Here is a 13,719-nt window from a genome sequence, read left to right on the forward strand (position 1 = left end):
AGGTGACGCGTGAGAGCTCAGGCGGCGGTCGGGCGGGACAGCGAGGCCAGCGCGCGGCGGACGTCGGCCAGCGAGACCGTGGCCGAGTCGTCCAGGTCGGCCAGGCCCGCCTCGATCCACTGCCGCATCAGCGTGGTCACCCCGATGCCACGCGCGTCGGCGGCGGCCCGGACCCGTTCGTACGTCTCCAGCGGCAGGCGTACCGACCGGCTGACCATCGGCACGTCGGTGTCGGGGGTGGGCAGTTGCGCCGGCGACGTCTCGTCGATCAGGTCGGCGAACGCGTCGCCGCCGGCGTGGAACCGCTTGGTCGCCTCGTCACGGTGCATGGTGACCGCCTCCTCGTCGGCGTGCCCTCCGCACCGCCTCGTCGTAGCGCTTGGCCTCGACGTCGCTCAGCTCGCGGGCGGAGAGGATGTCCCAGTCGTTGTCGGTGCCGTCTGCCTCGGCCAGCAGCACGGCGAGGCGCCGGCCGCGGTGGTCGGTGGCGTAGACCACCATCACGTCGTCACCCAGGTGCCGGATGACCCGGCGGTTGCTGTGCAGGGCCTCCCAGACTTCCCCGGGTGTGACGTCGTAGACCCGCAGGTTCGCCAGCGCCTCGTCGGTGAAGCTGAACCGGTTGGCCACGAGCGGAGCGTACCACGCACGTAACACGTCACCGGATAGTCGCCGATCACCTGCCCCGAGTGACAGGATGGGCGGTGTCCCCTCGTAGGAGGTCCGTGGTGAAGCGTCAGGCCTACCAGCCGATCCTGATCACCGACGCCCGGCGCAGCCAGGACGACCAGCTCAGCAGCCGGCAGAAACGCTATGTGCTGATGATGGGCATCCGGGTCGCCTGCATCGTCGTGGGCGCCGTCCTGGTCGGCGTCAAGGCCCCGCTGCTCTGGCTGTGGCTGCCGCTGTGCGCGCTCGGCATGGTGCTCATCCCGTGGCTCGCGGTGCTGCTGGCGAACGACCGCCCGCCCAAGGAGGAGCACCGGCTGGCCAACCGGTTCCAGCCCCGGGGCCGCGACGAGACCCCGCCGATGGCGCTCTCCGCCGAGGAACGCCCGCACAAGGTCATCGACGCCGAGCCCTGACCGGTCGCGACCACGCTCCGTGACGCCGGACCGGAGAGTTCGCCGACAGACCGATATGCCTCTCAGGCATAAATATGACCAGAAGGCATATCGGCCGTCATTCACACCCGGTTCCGAGCCCGGCACGCCAGGCCCGGAACCCGATCACCGCGCGCCGGCCCGGCCGCCCGCCTGCCGCCCAAGCACCCGACCGTTACGTGTCCGGCCGCCCGTCACGCGCCCGGCCGGGCGCCGACCGTGGTCACGGCCAGAGCGCCGAGGTCGCCGGCCCGGGCCAGCGCCGCCCGGGGGTCGGCCCCGGCCAGCCAGGCGGTGAGCAGGCCGGCCGCGAACGCGTCCCCGGCGCCGGTGACGTCCACCACGGCCACCCCGGGCGCCGGGGCCGTCTCCACCCGGCCGCCGCGCTCCACCCAGACCGCCCCGGCCGCGCCGCGCTTCACCACCACCCGGTGCGCCACCGAGGTCAGCGCCCGGCCCTGCGCCGCCGGATCCAGGCCACCGGCCAGCACGGTCGCCTCGTCCGTGTTGACAAGCAGCAGGTCGACGTCGCGTACCCAGGTCAGGAACGCCCCGCCGACGCGCCGCAGCGGCGCCGCGGAGGCCGCGTCGACGCTGACCGTCAGCCCGCGCTCGCGGGCGACGGCCAACGCGCGCAGCCCGGCGCCGCGCGACCCGACGTCCAACAGGGTGTACGCGGACAGGTGCAGATGCCCGACGTCGGGCGCCGCCGCCAGGGCGGCCTCGACGTGCCGCGCGGTCAGCCGCAGGTTCGCGCCGCGCTGACTGACCATGGTGCGCTCCCCACCGTGGGTGAGCACGATCACCGTGCCGGTCGGGTAGCCCTCGTGCCGCTCCACCGCGCAGTCCACCCCGATCCCGGTCAGCTCGGCGACCCGGTCCCGGCCGGTCTCGTCGTCGCCCACGGCGGCCACCAGCGTCACGGCCGCGCCCTGGCCGGCGAGCCAGGCCGCGGTGTTGGCCGCCTGCCCACCGCCGCTGAACCGGATCCCGGCCGCGGTGTCCGAGCCGGTCGCGAGCGGCCCGGACAGCATCGCGACCACGTCCGTGATCACGTCGCCGACGACGGCGATGCCGGGCACCCCGCTCGTACCGGGCCGACCGGACATGTGCTCCCGGCCCTCGCTGCGCTCGGTGCGTTCGCTCATGCGGTGCTGGTTGGGCATGCCCTCACGGCCCTCGCTGCGCTCGGTGCGTTCGCTCATGCGGTGCTGGTTGGGCATGCCCTCACGGCCCTCGCTGCGCTCGGTGCGTTCGCTCATGCGGTGCTGGCTGGGCATGCCCTCACGGCCCTCGCTGCGCTCGGTGCGTTCGCTCATGCCGGGCCGGCGGCGGGTCGGGTCGCCGCGGCGACCGCGATGCGCGCCGCCAGGTCGGCGTTGCGCAGGATGATCCGGACGTTCACCGCCAGGCTGGCGCCCTCGGTGGCGGCGTGGAAGTGGGCCAGCAGGAACGGGGTCACCGCCTTGCCGGTGATCCCCTCCCGGGCCAGCGCCGCCAACCCGTCGGCGAGCGTGCGGTCGTGCAGCGCCGGGTCGAGCTGCTCGTCGGCCGGCAGCGGGTTGGCCACGATCAGCCCGCCGGTGTGCACACCCTGCTCGGCGCGGGCGGCCAGCACGTCGGCCACCCGCTCCGGCGAGTCCACCGACCAGTCCAGGTCGAAGCCGGCGTCGGTGAGGTAGAAGCCGGGGAACCGGCGGGTGCGGTAGCCCACCACGCCCACCCCCAGCGTCTCCAGCCGCTCCAGCGTGGCGCCCACGTCCAGGATCGACTTCACGCCGGCGCAGACCACCGCGATCGGCGTGCGGGCCAACGTGACCAGGTCCGCCGACTCGTCGAACGTGTGCGCCGCCTCCCGGTGCACCCCGCCCAGCCCGCCGGTGGCGAACACGCCGATGCCGGCCGCCGCCGCCACCGCGCTGGTGGCGGCCACCGTGGTGGCGCCGTCCGCGCCGGTCGCCGCCGCCGGCGCCAGGTCGCGGACCGAGAGCTTGCTCACGCCGTCGACCGTGGCGAGCCGGGTGAGTTGGGCGTCGTCGAGCCCGACCCGCAGCTCGCCGCCGACCATGCCGATGGTGGCCGGGACCGCGCCCGCGTCCCGGACCGCCTGCTCGATCTGCCGCGCCACGCGCAGGTTGTCCGGGCGGGGGAGGCCGTGCGACACGATGGTGCTCTCCAGCGCCACGACCGGCCGCCCGGCCCGCAGGGCGTCGGCCACCTCACCACCGAGACTGATGCGAAAGTTGGTCACTTCCGTTACGGTACGGGCCGCCCGCCGGAGGGCCGTGGTGGACCCGACCCGGCCGGCCTGCAAAACTGGGAAGCCGGAGGTGGGGACGTGAGCACTGAGATTCTGGAGCGCCCGGAGCAGAAGGAGGCCGACACCGGCCCCGAGATGTTCCACTACGTGCGCAAGGACAAGATCGCCGAGAGCGCGGTCATGGGCACGTACGTCATCGCGTTGTGTGGGGAGACCTTCCCGGTGACCAAGGCCGCCAAGCCCGGTTCACCGGTCTGCCCGAAGTGCAAGGAGATCTACGAGTCCTGGGGCGAGTGATCGCGGGCGGCTCCGCCGCCCGCCCACGTAACCTGCGCCGGTGACCACCTCCACCGCCCTGCTCCTCGCCGACCTCACCGGCGTGGCGGTCTTCGCCGCCTCCGGCGCCTCCGCGGCGGTGGCCAAACGGCTCGACCTGTTCGGGGTGGTCTTCGTCGGTGTGGTCGCCGCCCTCGGCGGCGGCATCTTCCGTGACCTGGTCATCGACGAGGTGCCCCCGCTGGCGTTCGCCGACTGGCGGTACGCGGTCACCGCGGCCGTCACCGCCGCCGCCGTGTTCCGGCTGCACCCGCAGCTCGCCCGGCTGCGCACCACCGTGCTGGTGCTGGACGCCGCCGGGTTGGCCCTGTTCACCGTCACCGGCACGCTCAAGGCGCTCGACGCGCACGTGCCGGCCGTCGGCGCCTGCATGATCGGCATGCTCACCGCGATCGGCGGCGGGCTGGGCCGCGACCTGCTCACCGGCGAGATCCCGGTGGTGCTGCGCCGGGAGATCTACGCGGTGGCCGCGCTCGCCGGCTCGATCGCGGTGACGGTGCTGTCGACGTACGGGCAGGCCACCACCGGGCCGCTGACCGGCGCCGCGGTCTTCGTCTTCGGGCTGCGGCTGATCTCGCTGCGCCGGCGCTGGTCCGCCCCGGTGCCGATGACGCGCCCGCCCCGCACCGGCACCCGGGGACCACTGCCCTGATCCGTCCCGACCGGAGTGGCCGGATGTGACCAGCGTGGCGTCGGGTGGGGCGGAACGGCCCCGCTGGTTATGCTGAGTCGGCCTTCGCGGCACGGATGCGCGAGGGCGTTTTCATGGGCGGCGGCCCCCGTGGCCCCGGTCGGGCCCGTCGCCGTCCGCGGCGGAGAGGAGCTACCCGTGCCACCGCGGTTGCCGGCGCTCGACACGTTCCCACCACTGCGTTCCTGGCAACGCAAGGCGATGGTGGAATACCTGCGCCGCCGGGCCGAGGACTTCACCGCGGTCGCCACCCCCGGCGCCGGAAAGACCACCTTCGCCCTGCGGATCGCCGCCGAGCTGCTCGCCGACGGCACCGTCGAGGCGGTCACCGTGGTCGCGCCGACGGAGCACCTGAAGACCCAGTGGGCGGAGGCCGCGGCCCGGGTCGGCATCCAGCTCGACGCCGCGTTCCGCAACGCCGACCTGCACTCCGCCGCCGACTTCCACGGCGCGGTGGTCACGTACGCCCAGGTCGGCATGGCGCCGCAGGTGCACCGGCGGCGCACCATGACCCGGCGGACGCTTGTCATCCTCGACGAGATCCACCACGCCGGCGACGCCCGCACCTGGGGCGACGGCGTCAAGGCGGCGTTCGAACCCGCGGTACGCCGGCTGATGCTCACCGGCACGCCGTTCCGTTCCGACGACAACCCGATCCCGTTCATCAGCTACGAGCGCGGCGGGGACGGGCTGCTGCGCTCCCGCGCCGACTCGGTCTACGGCTACGCCGACGCGCTGCGCGACGGCGTGGTCCGGCCGGTGCTGTTCCTGGCCTACTCCGGGGAGACCCGGTGGCGCACCAACGCCGGCGACGAGCTGGCCGCCCGGCTCGGCGAGCCGATGACGCAGGACCTGATCGCGCAGGCGTGGCGGACCGCGCTGGACCCGGCCGGCGACTGGATGCCACAGGTGCTGCGCGCCGCCGACGCCCGACTGAGCACGCTGCGCGCCAACGGCATGCCGGACGCGGGCGGCCTGGTCATCGCCACCGACCAGCAGGTCGCCCGCGCGTACGCCAAGCTGCTGGAGCAGGTGACCGGTGAGAAGGCCGCCGTGGTGCTCTCCGACGACCAGGGCGCGTCCGCGCGGATCGCGACGTTCGCGGCCTCCGAGCAGCGCTGGCTGGTCGCGGTGCGGATGGTGTCCGAGGGCGTGGACATCCCCCGGCTGGCCGTCGGCGTGTACGCGACGAGCGCCAGCACCGCGCTCTACTTCGCGCAGGCGATCGGCCGCTTCGTCCGGGCCCGCCGCCCGGGCGAGACCGCCTCGGTCTTCCTGCCCAGCGTGCCGCACCTGCTCGGGCTGGCCAGCGAGATGGAGATCGAGCGGGACCACGTGCTCGGCAAGCCCAAGGACTCCGACGGCTTCGACGACGACCTGTTGGAGCGCGCCCAACGCGACGACGGGGCCAGCGGCGAGCTGGAGAAGCGGTTCGCGGCGCTCTCCGCCACCGCCGAACTGGACCAGGTGATCTTCGACGGCGCGTCGTTCGGCACCGCCGCCCAGGCCGGCACGCCGGAGGAGGAGGAATACCTCGGCCTCCCGGGTCTGCTCACCGCCGACCAGGTGTCGCTGCTGCTGACCAAGCGGCAGGCCGACCAGCTCGCCGCGCAGAAGCGCCGGGCGGCCCAGCGGGCCGCTGAGCCGGCCGCTGCGGCCCCGGCGGCGGCGCCCCCACCGATGAGCGCGGCCCAGCGTCGGGTGGCCCTACGGCGGCAACTGAACGCCCTGGTGGCCGCCCGGCACCATCGCACCGGCCAGCCGCACGGCAAGATCCACGCCGAGCTGCGCCGGCTCTGCGGCGGCCCGCCGAGCGCCCAGGCGACGATCGAGCAGCTCGAGGAGCGCATCGCCACCGTGCAGACGTTGTGACAGAAACCGGCCGGAGGCACCTCGTGCGGTTGCCTCCGGCCGGTTATGTCGAGTTACTCGTTGTCTGTCGGACTCAGTTCGCCATGAGATCGGTGCCGCGCCAACTGAACTCCGGGTCCGTCGCGTACCGCACGGTGATCTTCACGAGATCCTCCGCGTACTTGTTCGCGTGGTGCCCACAGAACACCAGCTCGCTCCCACCCGAGAGGGTGATCCGGAGCTTGCCGGCAGCATTACAGCGGTCGCACCGTTCATCGGTGGCCGGGGGGCTCACCGTCTCGGGCGGCGGCGTGAGGGTCGGGGTCATCGCCTTCCTCCTCTGGTCGTCACCGATGAACACACTCGTCGGTCGTTGCTCACCTATCCTGCAACACCCATCTCGGGCCCTGCCTTCCCTGTGTGCCCGCGGGGGACCGAGGTCACACCTGGCGTGGAAGACAGTGTGCCGTGCACCAAGGGTGCCACGTCAACGATCACAAACAGGCAACCGACCGATCAAGGATCGGCGTTCTACGGGTGGTGATCAAACCGACACGTCCGGTTGACGTGTGCGGTCAGTCCAGGTAGTCGCGGAGCACCTGGGAGCGCGAGGGGTGCCGCAACTTGGACATGGTCTTGGACTCGATCTGCCGGATGCGCTCCCGGGTCACGCCGTACACCTGGCCGATCTCGTCCAGGGTGCGCGGCTGGCCGTCGGTGAGGCCGAAGCGCAGGCGCACCACGCCCGCCTCACGCTCGGACAACGTCTGGAGGACCTGCTGGAGCTGGTCCTGGAGCAGCGAGAACGACACCGCGTCGACCGCCACGACGGCCTCGGAGTCCTCGATGAAGTCGCCGAGCTGGCTGTCCCCCTCGTCACCGATGGTCTGGTCGAGCGAGATGGGCTCCCGGGCGTACTGCTGGATCTCCAGCACCTTCTCCGGTGTGATGTCCATCTCCTTGGCCAGCTCCTCCGGAGTGGGCTCGCGGCCCAGATCCTGGAGCAGCTCGCGCTGTATCCGGCCGAGCTTGTTGATCACCTCGACCATGTGCACCGGGATACGGATGGTGCGGGCCTGGTCGGCCATGGCGCGGGTGATGGCCTGGCGGATCCACCAGGTGGCGTACGTGGAGAACTTGTAGCCCTTGGTGTAGTCGAACTTCTCGACGGCCCGGATGAGGCCGAGGTTGCCCTCCTGGATCAGGTCGAGGAAGGCCATGCCGCGCCCGGTGTAGCGCTTGGCCAGCGAGACCACGAGTCGGAGGTTCGCCTCCAGCAGGTGGTTCTTGGCCCGCTCGCCGTCCCGGGAGATCCACATCAGGTCGCGCTGCAGATCGCGGACCAGCTTCTCCTCGCCCTCGTCGGCGGCGCGCAGCCGCTCGGCGGCGTAGAGGCCGGCCTCGATCCGCTTGGCGAGCTCGACCTCCTGCTCGGCGTTGAGCAGCGGCACCTTGCCGATCTGCTTGAGGTAGGCCCGGACCGAGTCGGCGGAGGCGGTCAGCTCGGCGTCCCGACGCGCCTGCTTGAGCGCCTCGGACTCCTCGTCGTCCCACTCGAAGTCGTTGTCGGTGGCGGAGTTCGCGGCGTCGGTCTCGGCGGCCTGGGCCAGCTCGGCCGGCTCCTCGACCACCACGTCCTCGATCTCGGCGGCCAGCTCCTCCGGGTCGACCTCACCCTCGGCGCCCTCGCCGGCCTTCGCCGGCTTCGCCGCGGCCGTCTTGGCGGCCACGGTGGCCTTGGTGGCCCGGGTCGCCTTGGTGGCCTTGGCCGGGACGGCGGCCTTGCCGGCCACCTCGGCGGTGGTGCCGGCGACCTTGCGGGCCGTCGCCTTCCGGGGCGCCGGCGCGGGGGACTCGTCGGCGGCGGGTGCCTGTTTGGGGGCGGGCGCGGCCGCCTTCTTGGTGGTCTTGGCGGTGGTGGCCCGGGAGGCCGGGGTGGCGGACCGGGCCGCGGCGACCCGGCGGCGGGTGCTCGCGGAGCCGTCCACCACGACCGTCACGCCTGCCTCGGAGAGCGCGCGGAGGATCTTCTTGGCCTGGGCCGGGGTCACCTCAGCGGACTCGACGGTGCGCGCGAGCTGGGCCGACGTGAGCTGACCGCCGGCGCTCTGGGCGTGGGCGATCAGGGTGTCGGTGAGCGAGCGAACGTCGGCGCCGGTCTGGCGGGGTTCTGTCACGAATGACCTTCCGGAGGCGAAGAGCGAGCACGGCCGGGTCGTCCGGCGCAGCACGGGGCCGTGTCGGGCGAGTCGTTGAGGGACCCCCGTGTCCCGGTCCGTCCGGTCGTTGGCGGTCCGTGGCGCGTGGGCAGGGTGAATTGTAACGCCGTCTGCCGCGATCATCCTGCGCAGCACGGCGTACCGGCGGTCCGGGACCGCCGATTCGACGCAGATGTGGACTTTGTAAGGATGATACCCACGCACGGCCAGGCCGGTCCGGGCCGCGCGGGAAGGGGACGAACATGATCGCCTCGGCGCCCACGCCGCGGGAATTGCTCACCATCGCCGTCGAGGTGGCCCGGGACGCCGCGGCCACCGCCCACCGGATGCGCGCCGAGGGCGTCTCGGTGGCCGCGACCAAGAGCACCGCGACCGACGTGGTCACCGCCGCCGACCGGGCGGTGGAGCGGCAGGTGCTGGCCGCGTTGCGGGACCGGCGGCCCGCCGACGCGGTGCTGGGCGAGGAGTACGGCGGGGCCGGTCCGGTCGCGGGGGACGGGGTGCGCTGGATCGTCGATCCGATCGACGGCACCGTCAACTACCTCTACGGGCTGCCCTACTGCGCGGTCTCGCTCGCCGCCGAGGTGGCCGGCGAGGTCGTCGCCGGCGTGGTGCGCAACGTGTTCACCGGCGAGGAGTGGACCGCGACCGCGGGCGGCGGCGCCTGGCGGGACGGTCGGCGGCTGCGCTGCTCCGCCGAGGCCGATCTCGGGCAGGCGCTGGTCGCCACCGGCTTCGGGTACGACGCGGGCCGCCGCGCGCACCAGGCGCGGGTGGTCGCCGAGCTGATCCCGCACGTGCGTGACATCCGCCGGATGGGTGCGGCCGCGCTCGACCTCTGCCTGGCCGCCGAGGGACGGGTGGACGCGTACTTCGAGAAGGGGCTGGCCGCCTGGGACCTCGCCGCGGGCGGGCTGGTCGCCCGGGAGGCCGGGCTGCTGGTGACCGGCCTGTCCGGCCGGCCGGCCGGACCGGACCTGGCGCTCGCCGCGCCGCCCGCGCTGCACGGCCCGCTGCACACCCGGCTCGCCGACCTGGACGCCGCCGGCGGGCCGTGACGACCGGTCACCCACCCCACGGGTACGCGACGAGGGCGGCCTCCCGAACCGCGGAGACCGCCCTGCGTCGTCGTCGGGCCGGCGGACCGGCCCACGGGTCACTTCTCGACCGGCATCGGGCACGTCTCGGGCGGCGCCTCGGGAGCGCCCAGGTCACCCAGTGACTGGTTCACCTCGGTGGTGGTGGCCAACTGCTGGAACCCGTTGCCGAGGACCACGTCGACGGTGTCGTCCTTGCGGTCCGGCAGGAACACCCGCTCGGCGTTGTTGAGGAAGTAGGCCCGGAGCAGGTGGGCCGAGCCGACGCCCTTGGGGCCGAAGCGCAGCACCGCCACGCCGTCGACCTCCTTCGACTCGTTGCCGACCTTCTTGACCTGGAACTTGCGGTTGCGGAAGTCGTCCGCCACGCCGCCGGCCCGGCCGGACTCGTCGGTGGCGTTGTAGACGTTGATCTTCACGTCCTTCTGCTCGCGCAGTCGCAGGTCGACAAGCGGCCAGCCGTCGGGGCAGTCGGCGGCGGTGCCGGCCGTGCCCTGACTGTCCTTGACCACGGCGACGACCACGAAGACCAGGGCGATGACCGCCAGCAGTCCGACGACAACGAGTGCCCGCACTCGCGCAAAACTCATCCTGGGCGCTCCCCGGACAGTGATTGGGTGGCGGCGGCCGGCGCGGTCGGGCCGCGTCTGTCGACCGTCGGAGTACGCCGCTGAGGTTAACCCTTGTCCGGCTCCCGCGTGGAAACAGTCCGACATGCCGGCGCGCCACGGGGGGAACGGGTAGGACTACCCCTATCTTCGTGTCGCCTGAGTCACATTGGGAACAACTTCGGGCGCAGGGGCGTACATCTCTCCCGCGAGGGCGGTATACATGCCTCGCCCAAAGGGGGGGTAAGGTTCCGCGCTCGCCGGAGGGTTCCGCTCCGGCGAACCCGGCCCACCGGTCGTCGGGTCGGGTGCCCGACACAGTTGGTGGCCGGCCAGGGGAACCGAAACGGCGTCGTCCGGCGTTACAACCGGCAGCGACCATATCGATATTGGAGAGTGAAACCGATGGCCACCGACTACGACGCCCCGCGTCGCGACGAGGTCGACCTCGGCGAGGACAGCCTCGAGGAGCTCAAGGCCCGGCGGGTCGACTCACAGTCGGGCGCCGTGGACGTCGACGAGGCCGAAGTGGCCGAGAGCTTCGAGCTGCCCGGCGCCGACCTGGCCGACGAGGAGCTCACGGTCAAGGTGCTCCCGATGCAGCAGGACGAGTTCCGGTGCGCGCGTTGCTTCCTGGTCCACCACCGCAGCCAGCTCGCGGTGGAGCGCAACGGCGACCTGATCTGCCGAGAGTGCGTCTGATCCCGAGCCGGGACACCGGCGGCGGCCTCCTCGTCGGGGCCGCCGCTGTTCGAGCCGCCGTGCGCCGGTGGCCGGAAGCTGCTTGACTCGTACGGGCGGCTGCCGGCCGCGCGGAGCAGGAGGGCGGACGGGTGAGCGAGCGCAGCGAGCGGGATGACCGGACGGGAGTCCCGGAGACGGGACCGACACCGTCCGTCCCGGACCCGACCACCGTTCCGGCGCGCGCGGAGGAGACCGCCGGACCGGCCGCGACGCCGACCGGCGAGGAACTGGGCGCCACGGTCGCGGCCCTGACCGCCGACGACATCGCCCCGGCCCGCCGCCGGCAACTGCTGGTCCGGCTGGTCGGCCAGGCCCGGGCGCGCGGCCTCACCGACCTGTTCAAGCCCAAGGCCGCGCTGCGCTGGATGACCGAGACCGTCGCCGAGGTCGCGCCGCACGTGCCGATCCGTGACCTCGCCACGCTGCGGCGGCACTTCCCCGGCCTGGACGACGACGCGCTCGCCGACCGGCTGGTCCGCAACGCGTCCCGGGCCACCGCCGGGGTCGGCGCGGCCGGTGGTGGGGTCGCCGCGGTCGAGTGGGCGGTCACGCCCACCCTGCTCTCCGCCCCGATCCTGCTGGCCGCCGAGACGGTCGCCGTGGTGGCGATCGAGTTGAAGCTCATCGGGGAACTGCACGAACTCCACCGGATGCCGCTGCCCACCGGCGGTACCGCGCGTGCCGTGGCGCTGGTGCAGTCCTGGGCCGGCCAGCGGGGGATCAACCCGATGATGCCCGGCGTCGGGGTGAGCGCCGTGCTGGGCACCGCCGCCCGCCGCGAGCTGCGGGACAGCATGCTGCGTCGCTTCGGCCGCAATCTCACCACGCTCGGGCCGTTCCTGACCGGCGCCGCGGTGGCCGGCTACCTCAACCGGCGGGCCACCCGCACGCTCGGCGAGCAGCTCCGCAAGGACCTCCGGCACACGTCCCGCGGCCTGCCCCACAAGCGGGGCTGACGGCCGGGACGGGAGCGGTCAGGCCGTGTCGCGGGCGGCCAGCAGCGCGGTCGCCAGCTCCACCGGGTGCCGGGTGCTGACCACCCAGAACGGGGTGGGGTCCGCCGGGTCGTCCAGCACCACCTGCACGGCGCCGCCGATCCAGGGGCGCTGCACCACGAACGCGAGCGGATCGGCGCCGACGCCGAGCACCTCGCGCCGGCCGGCCGCGTCCAGCGGCACCGCGTCCGCCACGTGGCGCACCGGGAGGTGGGCGTCGTCGACCCGCAGCTCGCCGTCGCGTACCTCGACCCGGATCCGGCCCAGCCACCACAGGGCGGCCACCGTGCCGGGGATCAGCAGCACGAACGGCAGCCAGGCCCGGAAGCCGGTCGCGCCCAGCCACAGCTCGGCGGCGAGCAGCCCGGCCACGGCCAGCCCGGCGGGCCAGGCCCACCAGGGCAGCCCCAGGCGCTCCGCGTACGGCGCGGGGGTGGCCGTCGGGGCGGCCGGGGATGACGACTGACGCACACTGCGAGGGTACGGCGCGTGGCGGGCCGGCCAACCGGCAGGATGGCAGGGGCACCCCGAGGACCGGACGGAAGAGGATGACCGTGACAGATGTCGTACCCGTGCCCGTACGGCGGCTCGACCCGGAGCTGCCGCTGCCGGCGTACGCCCATCCCGGCGACGCCGGCGCGGACCTGGTGGCCGCCGCGGACGTGGAGCTGCCGCCCGGCGGGCGCGCGTTGGTGCCCACCGGCGTGGCGCTGGCGCTGCCGGAGGGGTATGTCGGACTGGTCCACCCCCGGTCGGGGCTGGCCGCCAGGCTCGGCGTGACGGTGCTCAACGCGCCCGGTACGGTCGACGCCGGCTACCGGGGTGAGATCCTGGTCAACCTGATCAACCATGATCGGGACACGCCGGCGCGGATCAGCCGGGGCGACCGGATCGCGCAGCTGGTGGTCCAGCGGGTCGCCCGGGCCGAGTTCCGGCCGGTGGCCGAGCTGCCCGGCTCCCGGCGCGGGACCGGCGGGCACGGGTCCACCGGCGGGCACGCCGGGCTGGTTCCGGCTCCGGGCGGCGGGCAGAGCGAAGAGGTGGCAGGGTGAGTGCGAACAGCGGAGGGTGGGCGCAGTGATCTTCTCCCGGAAGCGGGCCGACGAGGCGCGGCACGCGCGTGACAACGGGGTCCTCGACGCCGGGGAGACCCCGGCGGCGCCGGCTCGTGGCCCCTACGACGTCAGCGAGGCGCCCGACGCGCCCCGGCTCGACCTGGGCAGCATCCAGATCCCGGCGGTGCCGGACGTGGAGGTGCGGGTGCAGGCCGACCCGCAGGGCGTGATCCAGCAGGTGGTGCTGGTGCACGGGCAGAACGCGTTGCAGCTCGGCGTGTTCGCCGCGCCCCGCTCGGAGGGCATCTGGGACGAGGTGCGCGAGGAGATCCGCACCTCGCTGCTGAACGACGGCGCCGCCGCCCAGGAGGTCGAGGGGGAGCGCGGCACCGAGCTGCGGGCCCAGGTCCGCACCCCGGACGGCGTGACCGACCTGCGGTTCATCGGCATCGACGGGCCGCGCTGGATGGTGCGGGGCGTCTTCCAGGGCCAGGCGGCCGTCGACCCGGCCGCCGGCGGCCCGCTCGCGGCCTGCCTGGACGGCCTGGTGGTGGACCGCGGCCAGGAGGCCAAGCCGGTCCGCGAGCCGCTGCCGCTGCGGCTGCCGCGCGAGGTGGCCGAGCAGCAGGCCGCCGAGCAGCAGGCGGCCGGTCCGCAGGAGGTCTGAGACACGCGCCGGGCCCGGTCCCGTCGGCTCCGAGCCGGCGGGACCGGGCCCGCGGCGTGTCCGCCCGGCGTGCCGCCGGTCCCGCACGCGGGC

The 13,719-nt window shown here is 73.8% G+C and carries 17 protein-coding genes; 9 read left to right on the top strand and 8 right to left on the bottom strand.

All coding sequences use genetic code 11. The features are described 5' to 3' along the window. Nucleotides 1-17: 17 nt before the first annotated feature. Complete coding sequence (locus ACLQ2W_RS29825) at nt 18-329, bottom strand: hypothetical protein (RefSeq protein WP_107159166.1); 312 nt, start codon at nt 327-329, stop codon at nt 18-20. Then, the gene (locus ACLQ2W_RS29830; RefSeq protein ID WP_233219766.1) at nt 319-630 is read right to left on the bottom strand and encodes a hypothetical protein; all 312 of its coding nucleotides are present in this window, start codon (nt 628-630) and stop codon (nt 319-321) included. The genes ACLQ2W_RS29825 and ACLQ2W_RS29830 overlap by 11 nt, the downstream gene beginning before the upstream one ends. A 98-nt stretch (nt 631-728) precedes the next feature. Here ACLQ2W_RS29830 and ACLQ2W_RS29835 point away from each other — a divergent pair, with 98 nt between their 5' ends. Further along, nucleotides 729-1,085, top strand: coding sequence for a DUF3099 domain-containing protein (locus ACLQ2W_RS29835; protein WP_107159170.1), 357 nt, complete (start codon nt 729-731; stop codon nt 1,083-1,085). Between the two features lie 212 nt (nt 1,086-1,297). On the opposite strand, the gene ACLQ2W_RS29840 is transcribed toward ACLQ2W_RS29835, so the two are convergent. Together ACLQ2W_RS29840 and ACLQ2W_RS29845 are read right to left on the bottom strand one after the other, a co-directional pair. Beyond that, nucleotides 1,298-2,212, bottom strand: a complete 915-nt coding sequence (locus ACLQ2W_RS29840; protein ID WP_425790835.1) for a carbohydrate kinase family protein — start codon at nt 2,210-2,212, stop codon at nt 1,298-1,300. A gap of 206 nt (nt 2,213-2,418) precedes the next feature. Beyond that, entirely contained in the window at nt 2,419-3,354 is a 936-nt protein-coding gene (locus ACLQ2W_RS29845; RefSeq protein ID WP_357296772.1) for a pseudouridine-5'-phosphate glycosidase, read from the bottom strand. Between the two features lie 87 nt (nt 3,355-3,441). Here ACLQ2W_RS29845 and ACLQ2W_RS29850 point away from each other — a divergent pair, with 87 nt between their 5' ends. The 3 genes from ACLQ2W_RS29850 (at nt 3,442) to ACLQ2W_RS29860 (ending at nt 6,262) form a co-directional block, all read left to right on the top strand. Further along, nucleotides 3,442-3,660: a DUF3039 domain-containing protein gene (locus ACLQ2W_RS29850; RefSeq protein ID WP_107159174.1), complete on the top strand. Its 219-nt coding sequence runs from the start codon at nt 3,442-3,444 to the stop codon at nt 3,658-3,660. A gap of 40 nt (nt 3,661-3,700) precedes the next feature. Further along, nucleotides 3,701-4,351, top strand: a complete 651-nt coding sequence (locus ACLQ2W_RS29855) for a trimeric intracellular cation channel family protein (RefSeq protein ID WP_425790701.1) — start codon at nt 3,701-3,703, stop codon at nt 4,349-4,351. A 177-nt stretch (nt 4,352-4,528) separates the two neighbouring features. Next, nucleotides 4,529-6,262, top strand: coding sequence for a DEAD/DEAH box helicase (locus ACLQ2W_RS29860; protein ID WP_425790703.1), 1,734 nt, complete (start codon nt 4,529-4,531; stop codon nt 6,260-6,262). 73 nt (nt 6,263-6,335) lie between these two features. Here the strand turns inward: ACLQ2W_RS29860 and ACLQ2W_RS29865 are convergent, their stop codons facing one another. Together ACLQ2W_RS29865 and ACLQ2W_RS29870 are read right to left on the bottom strand one after the other, a co-directional pair. Next, a complete protein-coding gene (locus ACLQ2W_RS29865; protein WP_425790704.1) occupies nt 6,336-6,569 on the bottom strand; it encodes a DUF7455 domain-containing protein in 234 nt (77 codons plus the stop codon). Between the two features lie 247 nt (nt 6,570-6,816). Next, on the bottom strand, nt 6,817-8,418 hold the full coding sequence (locus tag ACLQ2W_RS29870) for an RNA polymerase sigma factor (RefSeq protein WP_425790706.1): 1,602 nt from the start codon (nt 8,416-8,418) through the stop codon (nt 6,817-6,819). Nucleotides 8,419-8,702: 284 nt separating this feature from the next. On the opposite strand from ACLQ2W_RS29870, the gene ACLQ2W_RS29875 reads away from it, so the two are divergent. Continuing rightward, on the top strand, nt 8,703-9,518 hold the full coding sequence (locus ACLQ2W_RS29875) for an inositol monophosphatase family protein (RefSeq protein ID WP_425790707.1): 816 nt from the start codon (nt 8,703-8,705) through the stop codon (nt 9,516-9,518). Nucleotides 9,519-9,616: 98 nt separating this feature from the next. On the opposite strand, the gene ACLQ2W_RS29880 is transcribed toward ACLQ2W_RS29875, so the two are convergent. After that, entirely contained in the window at nt 9,617-10,132 is a 516-nt protein-coding gene (locus ACLQ2W_RS29880; protein ID WP_425790836.1) for a LytR C-terminal domain-containing protein, read from the bottom strand. A 438-nt stretch (nt 10,133-10,570) separates the two neighbouring features. On the opposite strand from ACLQ2W_RS29880, the gene ACLQ2W_RS29885 reads away from it, so the two are divergent. Together ACLQ2W_RS29885 and ACLQ2W_RS29890 are read left to right on the top strand one after the other, a co-directional pair. Then, nucleotides 10,571-10,867 carry a DUF4193 domain-containing protein gene (locus tag ACLQ2W_RS29885; RefSeq protein WP_013284790.1) on the top strand — a complete coding sequence of 99 codons (297 nt, stop codon included), beginning with the start codon at nt 10,571-10,573 and terminating at the stop codon, nt 10,865-10,867. Nucleotides 10,868-11,136: 269 nt separating this feature from the next. Next, nucleotides 11,137-11,865, top strand: coding sequence for a hypothetical protein (locus ACLQ2W_RS29890; RefSeq protein WP_425790838.1), 729 nt, complete (start codon nt 11,137-11,139; stop codon nt 11,863-11,865). Nucleotides 11,866-11,883: 18 nt separating this feature from the next. Here the strand turns inward: ACLQ2W_RS29890 and ACLQ2W_RS29895 are convergent, their stop codons facing one another. Beyond that, entirely contained in the window at nt 11,884-12,375 is a 492-nt protein-coding gene (locus tag ACLQ2W_RS29895) for a DUF3093 domain-containing protein (RefSeq protein ID WP_396776093.1), read from the bottom strand. Nucleotides 12,376-12,458: 83 nt separating this feature from the next. Between ACLQ2W_RS29895 and dut the strand changes: the two genes are divergently transcribed. Both dut and ACLQ2W_RS29905 read left to right on the top strand, forming a co-directional pair. After that, nucleotides 12,459-12,956, top strand: coding sequence for a dUTP diphosphatase (dut, locus tag ACLQ2W_RS29900; RefSeq protein WP_425790839.1), 498 nt, complete (start codon nt 12,459-12,461; stop codon nt 12,954-12,956). Nucleotides 12,957-12,981: 25 nt separating this feature from the next. Continuing rightward, entirely contained in the window at nt 12,982-13,626 is a 645-nt protein-coding gene (locus ACLQ2W_RS29905; RefSeq protein WP_405093012.1) for a DUF3710 domain-containing protein, read from the top strand. Nucleotides 13,627-13,719 lie beyond the last annotated feature (93 nt).

The organism is Micromonospora sp. DT227, assembly GCF_049841835.1.
Taxonomy (GTDB): Bacteria; Actinomycetota; Actinomycetes; order Mycobacteriales; family Micromonosporaceae; genus Micromonospora.

Coding starts and splice junctions, on each gene's coding strand:
- ACLQ2W_RS29885 (WP_013284790.1), top strand. CDS start 10,571: ATGGCCACCGACTACGACGCCCCGCGTCGCGACGAGGTCGACCTCGGC.
- ACLQ2W_RS29875 (WP_425790707.1), top strand. CDS start 8,703: ATGATCGCCTCGGCGCCCACGCCGCGGGAATTGCTCACCATCGCCGTC.
- ACLQ2W_RS29840 (WP_425790835.1), bottom strand. CDS start 2,212: ATGTCCGGTCGGCCCGGTACGAGCGGGGTGCCCGGCATCGCCGTCGTC.
- ACLQ2W_RS29865 (WP_425790704.1), bottom strand. CDS start 6,569: ATGACCCCGACCCTCACGCCGCCGCCCGAGACGGTGAGCCCCCCGGCC.
- ACLQ2W_RS29825 (WP_107159166.1), bottom strand. CDS start 329: ATGCACCGTGACGAGGCGACCAAGCGGTTCCACGCCGGCGGCGACGCG.